We start from the raw sequence: 17,617 nt of genomic DNA on the forward strand, positions 1-17,617 counted from the left end.
GCTCGATCCAAGTGACGCTGAGGCACACGCCGTGTTTGGTATGAGCCTCAGCCAGAAGGGCGACAACGCCCGCGCCAAGGCTGAGCTGGACACGGCCCTTCGTCTAGCTCCCGGTTCGTCCGAAATCCTGACATTCTATACCGGCTTTGCGGCACGCTTCAATGAACCCGAACGCGGCGCTCAGATGGTCGACCAAGTAATGCGGCTCGACCCGAACTACCCGATGTGGACGTCCAACTTCTTCGCCCCTGCCTATTTTATGGCCGGCCGATATGAGGACGCGTTGAAGATGCTGGAGCGCATGACGCCTAACAACTACGACAAGTGGAAGTGGGTGGTGCTTAGCAGCTCCCTTGCGGCTCTGGGTCGAATGGATGAGGCGAATGCTTCGGTTAGGGAAACTCTCAAGCAGTACCCGGACCTGACCGTCGAGAGCATGATTAATGAAGTGGGCTTGAGCACTAAAGAGCGCAGCCGGTTTATTGAAACAATGCCGCTCGCCGGCTTTCCGGCTTGCGCCAAGCCCGAGGCGCTGGCGAAACTCGCCAAACCTGTGCGATTGTCGGAATGCGAGGCGGGGGAGGCGAAGCCTCTCGGGCAGCCATAGAACACCCCTGTGCAAAGAAAGGCGAGGGCCGCTGCTCGCCAGCGCGCGAACGGCGCGCGTTGCCAGGAACGACCGCTGTGCATCGAAAGCGACAGTTCACTGGCCAAACGATGAATGGCGGCAAGTGGCGCTTAAATTTGGATCCTTATCGGCTGCCGGAGAGCCAATCGCTCTCGAGTGCAGGCACTCCAGTGGAGTCCAGACGTTGGATTGGACCCTCGACCTCTACAAAAGCTCACTGAGCTTCGGGTCGGGCTACGACGGCATTCCGAAGCGATCGCTTCGGCGAGAAGTCGTCGTTCTCAATCGGGCGAAGGGGGAGACATCGGCGAAGACGGCATAAGGGAGGATGGGCCAGACCGAGCCGACGGAAAGGTCGTAGCCATTGGAGCGCATAGCGCCTGGCCGGGAGGCCGCCGCCAGCCAGACTTACGCGGCGCGTCGTTGAGCGAGGTGGAGACCCGAACGGGCTCGACGAGGGTCCACGGCGGTCACAATGTGGTGGTGGTGATCGCAGTAGACGCGATCCGGCGAAGTTGGCCCAGCACAAAAACGATAGCCGCCGGGTACTGACGGGTCTTCGCTCACCGGGAAGCGGCACTGATAGAGGCCTAGCTGAATGAGAGGGACGTCTCTCGAAGTTAGTCTGATATTTTCAGGCATGATGGTTTCCTAGTTCACAGCAATTGCCGGCTGACGGCCGCAGTGCGACCCGTCGGGGCGAGCTTCTCTCGTTTGGGAGGGCTACGGACCATGTGGTGTTGGTAGCACCGTTAATGAAGGCCGACGCCCTGCTTCTGAAGCCAATAGTTTGCGACTTAAGGCCACACCCGCGAACGCATTGGCAATCTACCATCGTGTCCCCGAGGCACCCGCCCGCCGGTGTTTGTCGGCGGTGGGGCACTGGCTTGTGGCCCCCTATGAGACGCGCTCTGCCGACACCCTCGTTCACAGTCCGGACCACCTCATGCCGGGTCGCTCTAGCCGCCAAAAACCCAAATCACTCTAAGACGACCGAGTTCCGACCCTTGCAGTCGATCAGTTGCGAGCGTCGCATGACGCGATCTGACCCTGAGCTGCCCTTGGTCAGCCCATTTCACTGCCCGATACCCGACATTCGCGGCACTCGGCACTGACCCCTTGCTGACCTTCTCCAAGACGAGCCCCAAGCGCAAGTCGTGGCCCCAGTGGGGACAATCGACAGGCGCGATCACCCTATGTAGCTGCTTGGCGATCGAGCCTCGAAGTCAACCTGATAGACTTTTGAAATGGGCGGCATAAAATTCGCTTTTCTGCTTTCAATGAAAGCAACGCGAAATGGCCGAAGAACGCGCCCAACGCCGCCTTGCCGCCATATTGGCTGCCGACGTGGTGGGCTACAGTCGACTTCTGGACCTGGACGAGCAAGGAACGTTGGCCGCTTTAAGGAGGAGGAGGAAGGAAATCCTCGAACCACTCGTCCGCGACCGTCATGGCCGTATTGTGAAAGTGATGGGTGATGGCGTTCTGGTCGAGTTCGGAAGCGCGGTGAACGCCGTGTCATGCGCCGTGGACCTTCAGAAGCGGATGGCGGCCGCAAACGAGGGTGTGACCGCCGACCGGAGAATCTACCTGCATATCGGCATCAATCTGGGCGATGTCGTTGTCGAGGACGGCGATCTGTTCGGCGACGGCGTCATTGTCGCAGTGCGGCTCCAGGCAATGGCCGGGGCAGGAGATGTCTGTGTGTCCGGCAGCGTCTACGACCAAGTCAAGCGGAAGCTCGATTGCGGCTTCGACGAACTTGGTCCGCAAGCGATCAAGAACGTCACCGAACCAGTGTCTGTCTACCGGATCCGGCTGTCGACCGCATCGGACGATGGCGGGTTCGCGGAGAAAGCGCCTCTGCAGCTCCCCGCCAAGCCCTCCATTGCCGTCCTCCCCTTTACGAACATGAGCAATGATCCGGAGCAGGAGGCATTTGTCGATGGCCTCACCGAAGACTTGATCACGGATCTGTCGAGGACAAGCGAGTTGTTCGTCATCGCCAGCAACTCGGCATTTGCATACAAAGGCAGGCACGTGGATGTGCGTCGCATCGCGCGAGAACTGGGAGTTCGCCATCTTCTTGAAGGTAGTGCACGGCGGGCCGCTGGACGGGTGCGTATCAACGCCCAACTGATCGACGCGATCGCGGGTGACCACCTTTGGGCCGAAAGATTCGACCGGAGCCTAGAAGATATCTTCGCCGTTCAGGACGAGGTGACCGGCAAGATTGTCGAGGCTCTGGTTGGCCGCCTGACCACCGCGCCGGCGCGCAACAGACCGAGCAACCTGGAGGCCTATGATCTCTGTGTGCGTGCCCGGGTCCTTGGCCTGCAAACGGCGCTCACCGCGAAAGAGGCCATTTTGCTGCTAGACCGGGCAATCGCGCTCGACCCGGAATACGCGGAGGCGCACCGTTGGCTGGCGCTCAACCTCTGGCTGGGCTGGGAGTTCTGGGACGAACCGATGGACCCCAACCGCGCAAGAGCGCTCGCCGAAGCACAGCTGGCGGTCGAACTCGACCCGAACGACGCCGGGAACAGATGGGTATTGGGCGTCATACTTGGACATGAGAGTCGCTGGGTGGAATCGGATGCCGAATTCGATGCTGCCCACGAGTTGGACCCCAACCACGCCGACGCTTGGGCAATGCAGGCCGAGTTGACGACGGAAAAGGGCCGACCTGCCGAAGCCATAGAGCAGGTCCGCAGGGCACTGCGACTCAACCCTCACCCGCCCGGTTGGTATTATTGGATGTTGGGCCAGGCCCAATATGCCCTGGGCGACTACGAATCCGCGATCCTAACGCTGCGCAGGCCCGAAACCTATCGCACGACTTCACGACGCCTGCTTGCAGCAAGCCTTGCGCAACTTGGCCGTTTGGAGGAAGCGGGCTGGGAGGCGAAAATGTTCATGATAAGCAATCCGCACTTCACTATCCGGCACTGGTCGGATTCGCAGCCATTCCCAGCCGAAGACGTGCGCCGGCATATCGTGGAAGGTTATCGCATGGCGGGGCTGCCAGAATGACTGTCATTGGTTATACCTTCGGCCTGCTCGACAGGCGTCCCAAGGCTGCCGCAGCAGCGAATATTTTGGTCTTCTGACGGAACGAAATTCGCCATATCGTGCGTTTGTTTCGCCTCATGGTGTGCTTGAACATGGCCAGTGAAGACTTTCGGCACCGGATAGCGCGACGCGAGGACCTCGCCTCCATGATTGCGCTCATGGATGCAGCGATCTCCGAACTCCAGAAACCGTTTCTCGACGATGACCAGATCCGATCCAGCCGCGCAATCATGGGGCTGGACACGCAGCTTGTCGATGATGGCACCTATTTCGTCGTGGAGCACGACGGCGTCCTGGCAGGGTGCGGTGGCTGGAGCCGGCGCACGACCATGTATGGTGGTGATCAGTCACCGGGACGCAACGCGGCACTGCTTGATCCAGCCACGGACGCGGCGCGTATCAGAGCCATGTATACGCATCCGGACTTTGTCCGGCGAGGCGTCGGCCGCCTTATCCTTTCGCTGTGTGAACGTGCCGCTAAGGCTGAGGGCTTCCGCCGTGCCGATCTGGCAGCCACGATGGCAGGAGAGCCGCTCTATAGAGCCTGCGGCTACCAACCCGCCGAGAAATTCGTCGATGACCGTGGCGGCGCTCCGGTTCCGATCCTGATGATGAGCAAGACGCTCTGACCTACGCTCAAAGGCCAGTCGCTCGCGGCCGGCACTCGCTCCGGCCAGTATGGCAGGAGGAGGATGCTGGAGATTGAACCAGGCCATCTCGAACGAAACAGGACTTCGCCTGTACTTCCGCTCCATGGTCGAGTCGCGACCGACGTGGAGGTTTTCGCGAACGTCTCGAGATGGCGCACGTGGTAGGGTGGCGCGTTGAGTTTAACCGGATCAAACGACCATCCGCTTCGGGTCCGCATCAGGTCGTAGCGAGAACGACCGCAATGGTGAAGCGCCATGATTGTCAGCAAATGGCGCTCTGTGCTCATTCCCGCCGACTAATTCAAACGGCAAGTTCCGCCCATCTGGGCCATTGGCGGCAGCCAGTCTGATTGAGTTTTGACCGTAATCCTCAAACGCCGCCCTCAGCGTTTCGAACGTCGCAAACACGCACAATGCAGCGCCCTCGGGATTCTTGGTCGGTGGCAGAGCTTCAGCTATCCGGCGCACCAAGGTCGTCTCAGAACCGGCTGGAGCGTTCTTTCGGCTGAGGCGACTTCAAGCCGTGACAGGAGCATTCCGGATCAGCGGGAAGTCGCGCGGCGGTCTCCAGCGCGACCCGCGAGGCTGTCATGGAGAGACTGGGCAGCACGTCCTCCTGCAGCAATTTCTGGCGATTGCGATCCATATAGTCGTTGAAGCCCGCCGTCACGAACGCGCAAGGCACGAAACACGCGCCGATCTCGCGCGACAAGGTCGCCTCAGGGGCGATGGAATGGTTGAGTACATCCGCCCCCATGCCCCGATATGCCAAGGCTTCGGCAGGCGTTGTCAGCCGGGGCCCATAACAATGGGCAGCCACCAACTGCTGTTCGATGCCATAAACGCGGCATTCGGCTGGCCAATGACGGCGGGCCGTTTCGACCAGAACCGCCGCACATCTTGGACACACGATTTGCTTGCCCGAACAGTCAAAGCTCTGACGGTCAGGAAGCAGTGAAAACGGGGTCTGCGTCAGTTCAATGATATCGGCGGTCACCACCATGTCGCCCGGCTGGATCGCCTTGTTGACGGCGCCTACAGTCGAGCAGGCGAGAACTTGCCGTACACCCGCCCGCATCAATACCCAGAACGCGCGGCGATGGCAGGAATGGTCGATACGGTCGCGGGGATTGCCGTGCGAATACATGCACAGCGCGCGTTTTGCTCTCCCTTCCGCTGTGATCGACGCATCGAACTCGAGCAGCTTCCAGTTGTCGGTGCGACCGAAAGGTGTTTCAAAACTCATGTCGCGCCGCAAGGTGCGCACACCATCGAATTCGACATCTTCCGGGAAGGCAAGCCCCCAGTTTGCCGACCCTGTGATGATGGCCAACCCTACCTGAGGGATGTCCGTCGAATGATCCGTCAGATCGTCGGCTGCATGGTAATTGGTGGGCATGTTTCCAGTCTCGGTCAGGATTTTTGGCGAAGGGTCACAATCAGGACCACGGCCACGACGATGACGGTCCACAATGTCGAGATCGCCGCAATGGTCGGATCGATCTGATCGCGCAGCGACAGGAACATAAGCTTCGGCATCGTGCTGTTGCGACCACTTGCGATGAAGATCGAAATCACAGACTCGTCGAGCGAAGTCAGGAACGCCATCAATGTCGCCGACAGCAAGCTGATCCGAAGTTGCGGAACGATGATTCCGCCAATGGACCTGGCCCAGTTTGCACCGAGGCTGCGCGCCGCCTGAACCTGGTTCCAGTCAAAGCGGGCGAGAGCGGGTAGCAACACAATGCAGGCGACCGGAACGGCCAGCACCACATGTCCGACCAGCACACCGAATAGCGTTCCGATCAGATGTTGTGCGGCCAACACAAAGAAGAGACCGATCGCAAGCAGGATACCTGGGGTGATCGAGGGGGTCAGCAGGACGCTCTGGATGGCCGCAGCGGTCTTTCCGCCCAGCCGATTCATTGAAATGCAGGCGAGCAGCGCGAAAGGCACCGCGATCAACGCCGTCAACGTCCCAAGGATCAAACTCGTTCTGAGCGCGGCCATCCACGTTGCCGAGCCGAAGAAGTTCTCGTACCAGCGCAACGAGTAGGCGTGCGGCGGAAACTCGAGGAGATTCGACGCCGAAAAGGAAAGCGGCACCACCACGAGCGTCGGCAGCATCAGAAATGCCATGACAAGAGCGGCAAAGCTCCAGAGCAAAATGCGGGCGAGCCTGTTTTGCGGATAGGCTTCAAGCATGGGAGGCTTCCACGGCGTTCTGGGCCACCAGACGGCGTGCCGCCAGCAACATCACACCGATCAGCGCCATAAGAACGAGGAGCAGAATGCCCAGGACGCTTGCCGACCCCCAGTCCTGAAAGGTCGATAGTGTACGCTCGATCCGGGTAGAGAGCGGATTTACCTTGCCGCCGCCAAGCACCGCCGGCGTGATGAAAAAACCTATGGCGTAGATGAGGACGATGATCGAACCCGAGAAGATGCCGCCCGCCGAAAGCGGCATAATGACTGTGCGGATGACCTGCCTGAGAGTGGCTCCCATGCTCGCAGCCGCGCGAATGAGATTTGGGTCGATATCGCGCATCGCAGCATAAACAGGCAGCAGAAAAAGTGGCAGCATGTAGTGCACCATGCCGATGAGCGTTCCCGTGAAGTTGTAGACCAGCGGCAATGGCTCCGCCGTCAGGCCTGAACCGGTCAAAGCCGCGTTGATCAGGCCGTCGCGCCGCAAGAGCACGAGCCAACCATAGGTACGCACCAGAATAGAGGTCCACAGCGGCAGCATGACGAACGCCATGAGCACGTTGGCCAGCCTTGGTCTGACGCTGGCCAGCGCCAGCGCCAGAGGAGTGCCGAGGAGAATGCAGCCCGCCAGCGTACCCAAGGACAGTTCGAGGGTCGTGACGAGCGCCGACCACGTCAGTCCGCTCGAAAGGACCTTCTCGTAGTTGCCGACGGTGTACTCACCCCCGGTGGTCAGGAAGGATTGCCGGATGATCCAAAGGATGGGCAGTATCGCCGCCAGTCCAACGATGAACAGCGCCGGGAGCGAAAGTGAAAGAAAAAACCGCCGCTCGCGCCGCGCATCCGCCGCGAGCGCCGGGTCCCGGACGACGATCACGCCATCGCTCCCGGTATCGCGTGAACCTTCGCTGCTGGTGCATATGCGGTCATCCGCTGACCGGCGGCAAGCTCGGCGCAGCCGCCGGCCAGCGCTGCCGGAATGCAGACAAGAACCTCTTGCCCGCCGTCAAGCGCCAGCGTCAAAAGCCAGTTCTCGCCGCGGAACGCTTTGGCGCGCAGTATTCCTTCGAGAGCCACTCCGTCTCCCCCGACGAGCTTCGCATCAAGATGGAAGCTTTCGGCGCGGATCATCAGAGTTTCGCGTGATGCTTCGGCGCCGTCGATTCTGCGCGCTGAGCCCGGGGCCACAATGTTGGCCTCGCCCATGAACTCCGCGACGAAGCGGGTCGATGGACGATCATAAATCCGCTGCGGCGTATCTATCTGCTGGATGCGGCCAGAATTCATCACCGCAATCCGGTCAGACATAATCAGCGCTTCGCGCTGGTCGTGGGTTACATAGATTGTGGTGATCCGTAGATGATCATGCAGACGCCGGATCTCATACTGCATGGTCTCGCGCAGGTTCTTGTCGAGCGCCGACAGCGGCTCGTCCATCAACATCACGCGCGGTTCGAAGACGATAGCCCGCGCCAATGCCACCCGTTGACGTTGGCCGCCGGATAGTGCGGCAATATTGCGCTCCGCCAGACCATCCAGCTTCACGCGGGCCAAGGTATCAAGCGCCCGCTGACGCGCCTCCGCTCTCGGTACCTTGCGCAGCACCAGCGGATACGCGACGTTCGCCATGACATTCATGTGGGGAAACAAGGCGTAATTCTGGAATACTATGCCGATGTCTCGTTTGTTGGGCGGCAGGCGGGTGATGTCTCGATCGCCCAAGAAAAGTTTACCGGAATCCGGCCGGACAAAACCGGCCAGAGCCATGAGTAACGTGGTCTTGCCCGATCCCGATGGCCCTAGCAGCGTGAGGAATTCGCCAGCCTGGATGTCGAGCGAAACATCATCCAGTGCGACGTAGGACCCATAAGCCTTGTGCACGCTTTCGATGGTGATCGCGAGCGACTTCATCATGTGCTCCAGCCTTGAAGCGCGTCGCGTTCGACTGGCTTCACGCGACGCGCTTTAGGTTCTTGTTTTCATGCATGTCGTTGTCGCGCGCTGCACATTTTTGCGCGACATGCGTTAGAGCTGAGAGTCAGCGGGCCATCATTTCATCGAAGGCTCTTTGGGCAGCCTCGCCATTCTTGACCCACCATTCTGAATTGGAAAACACCGAAGTGCCAGCATTTTCAGGCGCGGTCGCAAGGGTCTTCAGACGGTCCTCGGGAATAAGGCCACCCTCATATGCCGCAGGATTGACTGGGCCGTAGGCAATGAAATCGGTCAGCTTCGCAACCCGCGCGGGCTGCGTCATCGCTGCGATGAGCTTCATCGCGGCTTCCTTGTTCGGCGCTCCCTTCGGCACCCCAAGGCAGTCCGTGCCGATGACCGAACCCTTGAACGTGTAGTCAGCCGCGCCGCCATCTGCTTTCACGGTTTGGGCGCGTCCGTTCCAGGTAATGACCAAATCCGCCTCGCCGTCTTTCAGCAACTGCGCCGACTGGGCGCCCGAGGTCCACCACACGGCGACATCTGGTTTGATCGCTTCAAGCCGCTTGATGGCGCGCTCTAGCCCTTCCGGGGTGCTGAGCACGGAATAGACGTCCGCCGGTGCCACGCCATCGGAGAGAAGCGCGATCTCGATCGAGTCTTGCGCATTGGCGCGCAACGCGCGACGGCCAGAAAATTTGGCAACATCCCAGAATTCCGCCCACGTCTTCGGCGGGTTCTCGCCATAGGTCTTGGTGTTCCACGACATGACGGTGCCATAGGAGTCAAACGGATAGCAGTAGTCGGACTTCGCACCCTCCGGCACGGATTTCGGATCGATGATCTTGTAGTCGAGTGGCTCCAGCAGCGATTGTGCGGCCGCCTGGGCACCTTCCGGTGAGCCCAGGTGAATGACGTCGGTCGTGACCGCACCCGAGGTGACCTGCATCTTCAAGGCGGCCAGGCCGTCGCTTAGGGTCTCCTCGCGGACATCATAGCCAAGCTCTTTTGCAGCAGGGGCCCACATGGCCTCCTTCATGGCGTTGCCATAGTCGCCACCCGCGGTCGTGATTGTGACCGTCTGCGCATGCACGGGCAGGGCAGCCGAGATTGCGAATGCTGTTAAGGAAATGCGTAGCCAGGACATAGGTTCTCCTCCCCAACTTTTATGGAATATCGCTTGAAAGAGCCATTATTTTGTAATCGTAACGTTACGATTACATCTGAATGCGCCGGAGTCAAGCTGCTTCCTGCGGGAGTTTGGATTGACCGGGATGTCGAATTCGGTAACGTTATGGCGGTCAGCAAATCAGCCGGCGCTTTCGCAAATGAAGTCGGGCGAACAATGGCCAATCTAAAGCAGATCGCCGCTGAACTTTCCCTCTCGGTGACCACGGTATCCCGCGCTCTGAAGGATGGGCCGGAGGTGCAGCCCTCGACCATAGCCCGCGTCAAGGAGGCGGCCAAGCGGGTCGGCTATCTACCAAATCATCATGGTCGCGCGCTCAAAACCGGTCGAACGCAGACGCTGACGGCAGTACTCCCGATGGAAACACGAGACCATCTGTCCGATCTATTGAAGCTTCCTTTAATCGAAGGCATGACGCTGGCGGCGCGGCAAGCCGGTTATAGTCTGTCCATCTATTCCACCACTCCCGACGACGATCCCGTTGAGAGTGTGCAGCGGCAGCTTCAGGCGCACAGCGCAGACGGCCTGGTCATCACGCGCCTGGTGTCGGCTGATCCGCGCGTCAAGCTGCTTCTGGATAAACGCATGCCGTTCGTTGCGTTTGGAAGAACCGACCTGGATATCGCGTATCCTTATGTCGATGTCGACAATGAACAGATTGCCTACGAGGCGACCCGGCGGCTCATGGATAAGGGCTGTCGACGTATTGCGCTGCAACTTCTCGTTCCGGAGGACCAGGCGAGTGCCACGCGTCTTTCCGGGTATGGAAGGGCAATGGCCGAGGCTGGTATTCCGATCGACCAGTCGTTGATCGGTCATGGCATGTTCACCATGGAATCGAGCGCAGGCTGGTTCGATCGCTTGCTGGCGTCATCAGATCCGCCAACGGGCTTGGCGTGCGCCAACGAACTGGGCCTTCTGGGAGCGTTGCACGCTCTCGGCAAGTGGGGTCTCACACCAGGCCGCGACGTCCACATCGTCACCCGTGACAGCACGCGGCTGGCACGCTTCCTGCCGGCAAAGATCGGAGTTCATTCCGTGGATATGGCGGGTGTTGGACGCAAACTTATCGAAGTCCTGGAGAGCCGGATCATCAATCCGCTCGGGCCGGTGGAGACAGTCTTGGTGCAAGGCAGATTCGAGCCGGCCGAATAATCCGGGCTGCCCTCAGGAGGCCGCCTCGTCTTGAACCGGCCGGATCAGCGCCTTTGCGGCAGCTGCTCCCGCCGCTAGGATACGATCCGAAAATTCCGTTCCTTCCACGGCGCGCGCGAGTTGAAGCGCGCCGATGAGCGTTGCAAACATGCCCAACGCAGCGCCCTCGGGATCGTTCGTCTGCGGCAGAGCTTCAGCTATCTGGCGCACCAGGGATTGAGCGCGCTTGGCATAGAGGGCTCGCGTTTCAGGCGGCTGCCGCGCGATTTCCGGCAACAACGCGGCCGAAGCGCAACCCTTTCCAGGATTGTCCCGGTGCTCGGCCGATAGATACGTCTCTATGGCCATTTCCGGACCGCCGGCGGCCAATGCTTCCTGCACTTCATGCGACTGCGCGTCCAAGGCCGCCGCCACGCTTTCACGGACGAGCTCCGCCTTCGACTGGAAGTGCGGATAGAAGGCGCCGTTCGTCAGCCCGGCGTCGCTCATGATGGTTGCCAGCCCGGACGCCGCGATGCCGTCAGATCGAAAACGTTCGGCGGCGACCTCCATGATCCGGCTGCGTGACGCGTCTTTTCGGCCCTTTTCGTAGCGCATGGTCTTTCTTTCCTGTCCTGCCATTGCATTATGCTCATAATCTGATATTACGATCATAATTCAACTCGTGGAAATAAGCTAGACCTCTCGAACCTGGAACATCAAAAATGAATGGGAATTCTGAAAAGACCGCAATCGTGACCGGAGCCTCCTCCGGCATCGGCCGCGCCAGCGCCGAGGCCTTGGCGCGGGCGGGTTTCACTGTCTTCGGGACAAGTCGCCGCAAGACCAGTAATGGTCCGGGCGGAGTGACCATGCTGGCATGCGACGTGACCGATGATGCGGCCGTCAATGCGCTCGTTGCCACCGTGCTCGCGCAGACCGGCCGGATCGACCTCCTGGTCAACAATGCCGGTGTCGGTCTGCTAGGAGGCGCCGAGGAATCCTCGGTCGCCCAGGTACAAGCCCTGTTCGACGTCAATCTGTTCGGCGTCATGCGAATGACCAATGCGGTGTTGCCGTCGATGCGGCGGCGCGGCGAAGGGCGCATCATCAATATCGGCTCCATTCTGGGACTGGTACCCGCGCCATACTCAGCTCATTACTCGGCGGTCAAGCACGCGCTCGAAGGCTATTCGGAATCGCTCGACCACGAGGTGCGCGCCTTCAACGTCCGCGTTTCCGTCATCGAGCCGGCATTCGTTCGCACCGTCTTCGACCAGAACGGCATCGAGCCGGATTCGCTGTTGAAGGAATACGATCGGGCTCGAGCCGGGCTCAAGGCGCTGCTGGGCGATGTGATGCCCAAAGCCGATCGGCCGGAAGTGGTGGCGGATGTGGTTGTCAAGGCAGCGACCGATGCCCGCCCGCGACGGCGCTATACCGCTGGCAACGCAGCGCGCCAGGTCAGCCTGCTGCGCCGCTTTGCCCCCGCGGGGATTTTCGACAAGAGCCTGCGCAAGCAGTTCCGCTTGCCGGTCTGAACAACGGCGAGGCAGAGGATTTCACGCACATGCGACTAGCAACTACGACACATTTGGCCAGGCCCTACGAAACGGAGGCGCCAAGCATGACACATAGATCCAATCGGTCGCCGCGTTCACCGGCGTTGTTCCAGGACGCGCCAACGCGCTCCGTCGATGTCGGCGGCATAGCTTTTGCGTACAGGGAACTCGGGCCCAGGACGGGCGTGCCAGTGATCCTGCTCAACCATCTGGCTGCTCAGCTGGACAATTTTGATCCGCACATCGTCGATGGCCTCGCTGCGACCCGGCGGGTAATTGCCTTCGACAATCGCGGCATCGGTGCTTCGGGTGGCAAAACTCCGTCGACCATTTCCGGCATGGCGCGGGATGCAATCGCCTTTGTCCGGGCGCTGGGGTTCGAAGAAGTCGATCTCTTCGGCTTTTCACTCGGCGGCTTCGTGGCGCAAGAGATTGTGCTGACCGAGCCCAAGCTTGTGCGCAAACTCATCCTGGCTGGCACGGGGCCGGCCGGTGGGCAAGGCATCGACAAGGTGACGCCGCTGACGATCGTGGACATGATCAAGGGCGCGCTGACTTTTCGGGATCCGAAGTACTATCTCTTCTTCACAAGAACGCCGAATGGGCGCCGCGCCGCAAACGCATTTCTGCAACGGCTGAAGGAGCGCCGGAACAACCGGGACAAGGCGATATCGCTGAGCGCGTTCGGCGCGCAACTCAAGGCGATCAAGGCCTACGGACTCCAGGCGCCACAAGACCTGAGCACCATCCGCATTCCCACTTTGGTTGCGAATGGCGACCAGGACAGGATGGTGCCGAGCAGCAATACCTATGATCTCGCCGGGCGTATCCCGGGGGCGCATCTGGTCATCTATCCGGATGCCGGGCATGGCGGGATATTTCAGAACCACGCCGATTTTGTCCCGAAGGCCCTGTCCTTCCTCGAGGCTGAGGCCTTGCCGCAAGGCGGCTATGCAGCTGAAAACGTTCGGCTTGTTTCGTCCCGAACAGCAACAGGCATTCTTAGAAAGTAACTGCCATGAAGGCATTCGTTGTCGATAAGTATAACAAGAAGGGCATTCTGCGGCTGGCCGAAATGCCGGAGCCGGAGCTCCAGGACAGCGATGTCTTGGTCGAGGTCCATGCCGCAGGGGTGAACCTGCTCGATTCCAAGGTCAAAACCGGAGAATTCAAGCTCATCCTGCCCTACCGCCGGCCCTTCATCCTGGGCCACGACGTGGCTGGGAAGGTTATCCGCGTAGGATCGCAAGTCAGCAAGTTCAAGGCCGGCGACGAGGTCTATGCGCGGCCGCGCGATGGCCGGATTGGGACATTCGCCGAATTCATTGCCGTGAATGAGGCCGACGTAGCCTTGAAGCCCGAGAATCTCAGTATGGAAGAGGCGGCGTCGATTCCCCTGGTCGGTCTCACCGCCTGGCAGACGCTCATCGAACGGGCAAACCTGAAGAAGGGACAGAAGGTCTTCATTCAGGCTGGTTCCGGCGGCGTCGGGACATTTGCTATTCAGTTGGCCAAGCACCTCGGCGCGACCGTTGCGACAACCGCGAGCGCGGCAAGTGCCGATCTGGTCAAAAGTCTCGGCGCCGATGTCGTCGTCGACTACAGGAAAGACGACTTCGAGAAAGTTCTGTCGGGCTACGATGTCGTCTTGAACAGCCAGGACGCCAAGACACTGGAAAAATCCGTGAGGGTGCTGAAACCGGGTGGCAAGCTCATCTCCATCTCCGGTCCACCGGATGCCGAATTTGCCAGGGAAAAGGGACTGAACTTGACGCTGAGGCTGGTGCTGCGCTTCCTGAGTCGCGGAATTCGGGCCAAAGCCAAGCGCCGCGGCGTGCAGTTTTCGTTCCTGTTCATGTGGGCGCAGGGCGATCAGCTGAGCAAAATCAACGCTCTCATCGAAGCCGGCGCGATCCGCCCGGTTGTGGATCGGGTCTTTCCATTCGAAGCGACCAATGACGCCCTGGCCTATGTCGAAACAGGACGCGCCAAGGGCAAGGTCGTCATCAAGGTCAGATAGCGGGTGCCTCGAACGCAGCCTTGAGCGTCTCGAACGGCGCCAGGGCGCCGCGCACCTGCACGACGGCGGCGGCGACGCGATGAGCGCGCAGCACGGCTTCTGCCGGGGCATGGCCGGCAAGGCGGGCGGCGAGGTAGGCGCCGTTGAAGGAGTCGCCGGCGCCGGTGGTGTCGACCGGGGTGGCGACGTGCACCGCCGGAACCGATTGCAAGGTTCCGTTTTGCGCGATCAGCGCCGGTTCCTCACCGTTCTTGACGACGACTTCGCCGGCCAGCTTTCGCAGCCGTTCGGCTGTTTTCTGCGGTGTCGTATCACCAAACAGCATCTGCTCGTCGGGAAAGGTCGGGAGCGCGATGTCGGCGACGGCGAGTGCCTCGAGGATCGCGGCCTGCGCGTCCTCGCGCCGGCGCCACAGCCGCGGCCGGTAATTGGGATCGAAGGCAATCAGCGAGCCGGCCGCGCGCGCCGTGGCCACGGCCGTCAGCAGTACCTTGCGTGGAGCCTCGTCGAGAATTGCCAAAGTTATACCGGAAAAATAGACAAGCGCCTGGTTTTCAAGGCTTTTCTGCAAAGCGGCTGGGTCCGAAGCCAACTGCCTTGCGGCCGCGTCGGCCCGCCAATAGGTGAAAGAACGTTCGGCGCCGGTCAGCGTGATCGCATAGAGGCCGGGGCGGGCGCCCGCTATCACCGGGCTGGCGCCGATGCCGATGCCGCTCTCGGCCAGGAACTTGATCTGGTCGCGCGAGAACGGGTCGTCGCCGAAGGCCGACACATAGGTCGCCGGCCGCTCGCCGCTCAAGGCATGCAGCGCCCATAACGTGTTGAACGTGTCGCCGGCAAAGCCCATGCGCCAGTTCGGCCCGGCCTGGCCCGAAAGCTCGAGCATGCACTCGCCGATCGAGGCGATGCCGTTTCCTGCCATGAAGCACTCCTCCATCCTGCAATTGCGGTGCTGTAGCTTTTTGCAGCCGGCAGCGCCATGCTTGGCGACGGCGGATTCTTGCACTGGGCTCGATTTCCCACAGGGGCGTGGGACGCGATCTGCCCAGCGAAACGTTATCCGCAGAACAGGAATGGGTTTGGCATCGTTATGGCGTTATCTTCTTGGAGGCCTCGGCCTGGCTGCCTTGCTCGCCGGAGTGCTGGCAATCGTCTATCTGACGGCGCCGCATGCACCCCAACCAAGTTCGGACGTCGGCCGTTCCAAGACGACGGCGAACAAGCTGTTCGTGGCGACTTTCGAGCCCGAGAAAGGCGTCATCCGGCAGGGCGAACTGGAATCCTGGCTGCTCACGCTCAAAACCGTCGAGGGTGCGCCGGTGGAAGGTGCTGCGATAACGATTTCCGGCGGCATGCCGCAGCACAAGCACGGTCTGCCGACCAGCCCGCAGGCGACCGATTACCTCGGCGCGGGGCGCTATCGCATCGACGGCGTCAAATTCACGATGAGCGGGTGGTGGCAATTGCATTTTGCCATTTCCGCTGCGGCCGGTTCGGACACTGTCGTCTTCAATGTGGTGCTGTGAGCCACTGATGAGCCGGTTTCCCAGTCTTCTCGCGTTCGTGGTGGTGGCCCTGCTTGCCGGCTGCGGCAGACCGGAGTTTTCCGATGCCGAAAAGCAGACCATCGCCTCGCTGGCACTATCCAAGCTGCCGCCGCTGAAGCCCGACACCACCAATCGCTTCGCCGATGTGCCGGCCGCCGCGGCACTCGGCTCGACGCTGTTCTTCGACACCGGGATGAGCGGCGACGGCACGGTATCGTGCTCGACCTGCCACAAGATCGACCGCCAATTCCAGGACGACTTGCCGCAAGCGGTCGCCGTCGGCCGCACCAACCGTCGTACCATGCCGTTGGCCGGCGTCGCGCATGATCCCTGGTTCTTCTGGGACGGGCGGCGCGACAGCCTGTGGGCGCAAGCGCTGACACCGCTCGAAAATCCGCTGGAGCAGGCCGGCAACCGCGCCGCCTTCGCGCATTACATCAAGGCCCGTTTCGGCGAGCGCTACGAGCGCATCTTCGGGCCGCTGCCGGACCTTTCGGGCGTGCCGGCCAATGCCGGCCCGCTCGGCACCGATGCCGAGAAGGCGGCCTGGAACGCCATGCCCGCCAGCCAAGCCGAGGAGGTCAACCGCGTCTTTGCCAACATCGGCAAGGCGATCGCTGCCTTCGAGCGCTCGATCGCGCCGCCGCAGACACGCTTCGACCGCTTCGCCATCGACCTGGCTGCGGGCGCCGAGCCGAAAGGCGACGCCTTTTCGCCGGAGGAAATCCTCGGCCTGAAGCTGTTCATCGGCAAGGCCAATTGCGTGACCTGCCACAATGGCCCGCGTTTTACCGACGGCAGCTTCCACAACACCGGCGTGCCGCCGGTCGCGGGCCTGCCGCCGGATCGCGGCCGCGTCGACGCGGTGGCGCAGGTCGAGGCCGATCCGTTCAACTGTTTCGGCGCCTTTCGCGATGGCGATGCCAGCGCCTGCCGCGAGTTGCGCTTCATGGTCAAGACCGGGCCGGAACTCGTCCGCGCCTACAAGACGCCGTCGCTGCGGGGTGCCGCCACCCGGCCGCCCTACATGCACGCCGGGCAGTTTTCCTCGCTCGACGAGGTGGTGGCGCATTATTCGAAGGCACCGGCAAGCGTCGAGGGCACATCCGAGATCCACCCGCTGCAGCTTTCGGACCGCGAACGCGCGGCGCTGGTGGCGTTCCTGAAGACACTGGCGGAGTGAGGGTGGCGGGACAACAACAGCGCTCTCCTACCGATCCTTCACCGTCTCCATCGCGACAAACGTCGAGGTCTGGGCAACGTGCGGCAGGGCGGAGATGCGCTTGCCGAGTACGCGGCGGTAGGCGGCGATGTCGGTGGTGCGGACCTTCAGCAGGTAGTCGAAGCTCGATGCCATCATGTGGCACTGCTCGATCTCCGGCACCGCCTGCACGGCGCGGTTGAAGGCGTCGAGCGCGGCCGAGCGGGTGTCGGACAGTTTCACCTGGACGAAGGCGACATGGCCTTCGCCCATGCGCTCACGGTCGATGATCGCCTGGTAGCCCCTGATGAAGCCGTCCTTCTCCAGCCGTTTGACTCGTGCCTGCACCGGCGTCTTCGACAGGCCGACTTTCGCCGCCAGTTCCGACATGGAAAGCCGGCCATTGCTGCCCAGAGCCGACAGGATGTTCCTGTCAATCCGGTCCAATTGGTCTTCTGTCACTGAATTCCTGGT

General features: G+C 61.2%; 17 protein-coding genes. 9 read left to right on the forward strand and 8 right to left on the reverse strand.

The window, feature by feature from the left end:
- The 3 genes from NKI54_RS21195 to NKI54_RS21210 all read left to right on the forward strand — a co-directional run.
- On the forward strand, positions 1-607 hold a 607-nt coding region (locus NKI54_RS21195), incomplete at its 5' end, for a tetratricopeptide repeat protein (RefSeq protein ID WP_352692327.1).
- 1,317 nt (positions 608-1,924) lie between these two features.
- Positions 1,925-3,661, forward strand: a complete 1,737-nt coding sequence (locus NKI54_RS21205; protein ID WP_352635581.1) for an adenylate/guanylate cyclase domain-containing protein — start codon at positions 1,925-1,927, stop codon at positions 3,659-3,661.
- Positions 3,662-3,846: 185 nt separating this feature from the next.
- On the forward strand, positions 3,847-4,329 hold the full coding sequence (locus NKI54_RS21210; RefSeq protein WP_352454573.1) for a GNAT family N-acetyltransferase: 483 nt from the start codon (positions 3,847-3,849) through the stop codon (positions 4,327-4,329).
- Between the two features lie 499 nt (positions 4,330-4,828).
- Here the strand turns inward: NKI54_RS21210 and NKI54_RS21215 are convergent, their stop codons facing one another.
- The 5 genes from NKI54_RS21215 to NKI54_RS21235 all read right to left on the reverse strand — a co-directional run bounded on the left by NKI54_RS21215 (position 4,829) and on the right by NKI54_RS21235 (position 9,637).
- Positions 4,829-5,749 carry a phosphorylase family protein gene (locus NKI54_RS21215; protein ID WP_023676454.1) on the reverse strand — a complete coding sequence of 307 codons (921 nt, stop codon included), beginning with the start codon at positions 5,747-5,749 and terminating at the stop codon, positions 4,829-4,831.
- Between the two features lie 14 nt (positions 5,750-5,763).
- Positions 5,764-6,555: an ABC transporter permease gene (locus NKI54_RS21220; protein ID WP_352624600.1), complete on the reverse strand. Its 792-nt coding sequence runs from the start codon at positions 6,553-6,555 to the stop codon at positions 5,764-5,766.
- Positions 6,548-7,435 (reverse strand): ABC transporter permease, encoded by an 888-nt coding sequence (locus NKI54_RS21225; protein WP_352624599.1) that lies wholly within the window; start codon positions 7,433-7,435, stop codon positions 6,548-6,550. The genes NKI54_RS21220 and NKI54_RS21225 overlap by 8 nt, the downstream gene beginning before the upstream one ends.
- Entirely contained in the window at positions 7,432-8,469 is a 1,038-nt protein-coding gene (locus tag NKI54_RS21230; RefSeq protein ID WP_352692328.1) for an ABC transporter ATP-binding protein, read from the reverse strand. The genes NKI54_RS21225 and NKI54_RS21230 overlap by 4 nt, the downstream gene beginning before the upstream one ends.
- A 127-nt stretch (positions 8,470-8,596) precedes the next feature.
- Positions 8,597-9,637, reverse strand: a complete 1,041-nt coding sequence (locus NKI54_RS21235) for an ABC transporter substrate-binding protein (RefSeq protein ID WP_352470335.1) — start codon at positions 9,635-9,637, stop codon at positions 8,597-8,599.
- A 147-nt stretch (positions 9,638-9,784) separates the two neighbouring features.
- On the opposite strand from NKI54_RS21235, the gene NKI54_RS21240 reads away from it, so the two are divergent.
- Complete coding sequence (locus NKI54_RS21240; RefSeq protein ID WP_352692329.1) at positions 9,785-10,834, forward strand: LacI family DNA-binding transcriptional regulator; 1,050 nt, start codon at positions 9,785-9,787, stop codon at positions 10,832-10,834.
- Positions 10,835-10,846: 12 nt separating this feature from the next.
- Here NKI54_RS21240 and NKI54_RS21245 read toward each other — a convergent pair whose 3' ends face one another.
- Positions 10,847-11,431, reverse strand: a complete 585-nt coding sequence (locus NKI54_RS21245; protein WP_352692330.1) for a TetR/AcrR family transcriptional regulator — start codon at positions 11,429-11,431, stop codon at positions 10,847-10,849.
- Positions 11,432-11,538: 107 nt separating this feature from the next.
- Here NKI54_RS21245 and NKI54_RS21250 point away from each other — a divergent pair, with 107 nt between their 5' ends.
- The 3 genes from NKI54_RS21250 (at position 11,539) to NKI54_RS21260 (ending at position 14,395) form a co-directional block, all read left to right on the forward strand.
- Positions 11,539-12,354: an oxidoreductase gene (locus NKI54_RS21250; protein WP_352451958.1), complete on the forward strand. Its 816-nt coding sequence runs from the start codon at positions 11,539-11,541 to the stop codon at positions 12,352-12,354.
- A gap of 86 nt (positions 12,355-12,440) precedes the next feature.
- Positions 12,441-13,388 carry an alpha/beta fold hydrolase gene (locus tag NKI54_RS21255; protein WP_352692331.1) on the forward strand — a complete coding sequence of 316 codons (948 nt, stop codon included), beginning with the start codon at positions 12,441-12,443 and terminating at the stop codon, positions 13,386-13,388.
- 5 nt (positions 13,389-13,393) lie between these two features.
- Positions 13,394-14,395, forward strand: coding sequence for an NADP-dependent oxidoreductase (locus NKI54_RS21260; RefSeq protein ID WP_352692332.1), 1,002 nt, complete (start codon positions 13,394-13,396; stop codon positions 14,393-14,395).
- On the opposite strand, the gene NKI54_RS21265 is transcribed toward NKI54_RS21260, so the two are convergent.
- Positions 14,388-15,317, reverse strand: a complete 930-nt coding sequence (locus NKI54_RS21265) for a sugar kinase (RefSeq protein WP_352692333.1) — start codon at positions 15,315-15,317, stop codon at positions 14,388-14,390. The two genes, NKI54_RS21260 and NKI54_RS21265, sit on opposite strands and share 8 nt — an antisense overlap.
- Before the next feature lie 157 nt (positions 15,318-15,474).
- Here NKI54_RS21265 and NKI54_RS21270 point away from each other — a divergent pair, with 157 nt between their 5' ends.
- Together NKI54_RS21270 and NKI54_RS21275 are read left to right on the forward strand one after the other, a co-directional pair.
- Complete coding sequence (locus NKI54_RS21270) at positions 15,475-15,921, forward strand: FixH family protein (RefSeq protein ID WP_352470464.1); 447 nt, start codon at positions 15,475-15,477, stop codon at positions 15,919-15,921.
- Positions 15,922-15,928: 7 nt separating this feature from the next.
- On the forward strand, positions 15,929-17,125 hold the full coding sequence (locus NKI54_RS21275; protein ID WP_352470341.1) for a cytochrome-c peroxidase: 1,197 nt from the start codon (positions 15,929-15,931) through the stop codon (positions 17,123-17,125).
- A 27-nt stretch (positions 17,126-17,152) separates the two neighbouring features.
- On the opposite strand, the gene NKI54_RS21280 is transcribed toward NKI54_RS21275, so the two are convergent.
- Positions 17,153-17,605 (reverse strand): Lrp/AsnC family transcriptional regulator, encoded by a 453-nt coding sequence (locus NKI54_RS21280; RefSeq protein WP_352692334.1) that lies wholly within the window; start codon positions 17,603-17,605, stop codon positions 17,153-17,155.
- Between the last annotated feature and the right edge of the window lie 12 nt (positions 17,606-17,617).

The sequence above is a fragment of the Mesorhizobium sp. M0663 genome (assembly GCF_040320585.1).
Classification (GTDB): Bacteria; Pseudomonadota; Alphaproteobacteria; order Rhizobiales; family Rhizobiaceae; genus Mesorhizobium.

What these genes read in the sequence shown, in the direction of transcription:
- NKI54_RS21235 (WP_352470335.1), bottom strand. Translation starts at nt 9,637, where the DNA reads ATGTCCTGGCTACGCATTTCCTTAACAGCATTCGCAATCTCGGCTGCC.
- NKI54_RS21240 (WP_352692329.1), top strand. Translation starts at nt 9,785, where the DNA reads ATGGCGGTCAGCAAATCAGCCGGCGCTTTCGCAAATGAAGTCGGGCGA.
- NKI54_RS21220 (WP_352624600.1), bottom strand. Translation starts at nt 6,555, where the DNA reads ATGCTTGAAGCCTATCCGCAAAACAGGCTCGCCCGCATTTTGCTCTGG.
- NKI54_RS21250 (WP_352451958.1), top strand. Translation starts at nt 11,539, where the DNA reads ATGAATGGGAATTCTGAAAAGACCGCAATCGTGACCGGAGCCTCCTCC.
- NKI54_RS21205 (WP_352635581.1), top strand. Translation starts at nt 1,925, where the DNA reads ATGGCCGAAGAACGCGCCCAACGCCGCCTTGCCGCCATATTGGCTGCC.
- NKI54_RS21265 (WP_352692333.1), bottom strand. Translation starts at nt 15,317, where the DNA reads ATGGCAGGAAACGGCATCGCCTCGATCGGCGAGTGCATGCTCGAGCTT.
- NKI54_RS21275 (WP_352470341.1), top strand. Translation starts at nt 15,929, where the DNA reads ATGAGCCGGTTTCCCAGTCTTCTCGCGTTCGTGGTGGTGGCCCTGCTT.
- NKI54_RS21230 (WP_352692328.1), bottom strand. Translation starts at nt 8,469, where the DNA reads ATGAAGTCGCTCGCGATCACCATCGAAAGCGTGCACAAGGCTTATGGG.
- NKI54_RS21210 (WP_352454573.1), top strand. Translation starts at nt 3,847, where the DNA reads ATGATTGCGCTCATGGATGCAGCGATCTCCGAACTCCAGAAACCGTTT.
- NKI54_RS21245 (WP_352692330.1), bottom strand. Translation starts at nt 11,431, where the DNA reads ATGCGCTACGAAAAGGGCCGAAAAGACGCGTCACGCAGCCGGATCATG.
- NKI54_RS21215 (WP_023676454.1), bottom strand. Translation starts at nt 5,749, where the DNA reads ATGCCCACCAATTACCATGCAGCCGACGATCTGACGGATCATTCGACG.
- NKI54_RS21260 (WP_352692332.1), top strand. Translation starts at nt 13,394, where the DNA reads ATGAAGGCATTCGTTGTCGATAAGTATAACAAGAAGGGCATTCTGCGG.
- NKI54_RS21255 (WP_352692331.1), top strand. Translation starts at nt 12,441, where the DNA reads ATGACACATAGATCCAATCGGTCGCCGCGTTCACCGGCGTTGTTCCAG.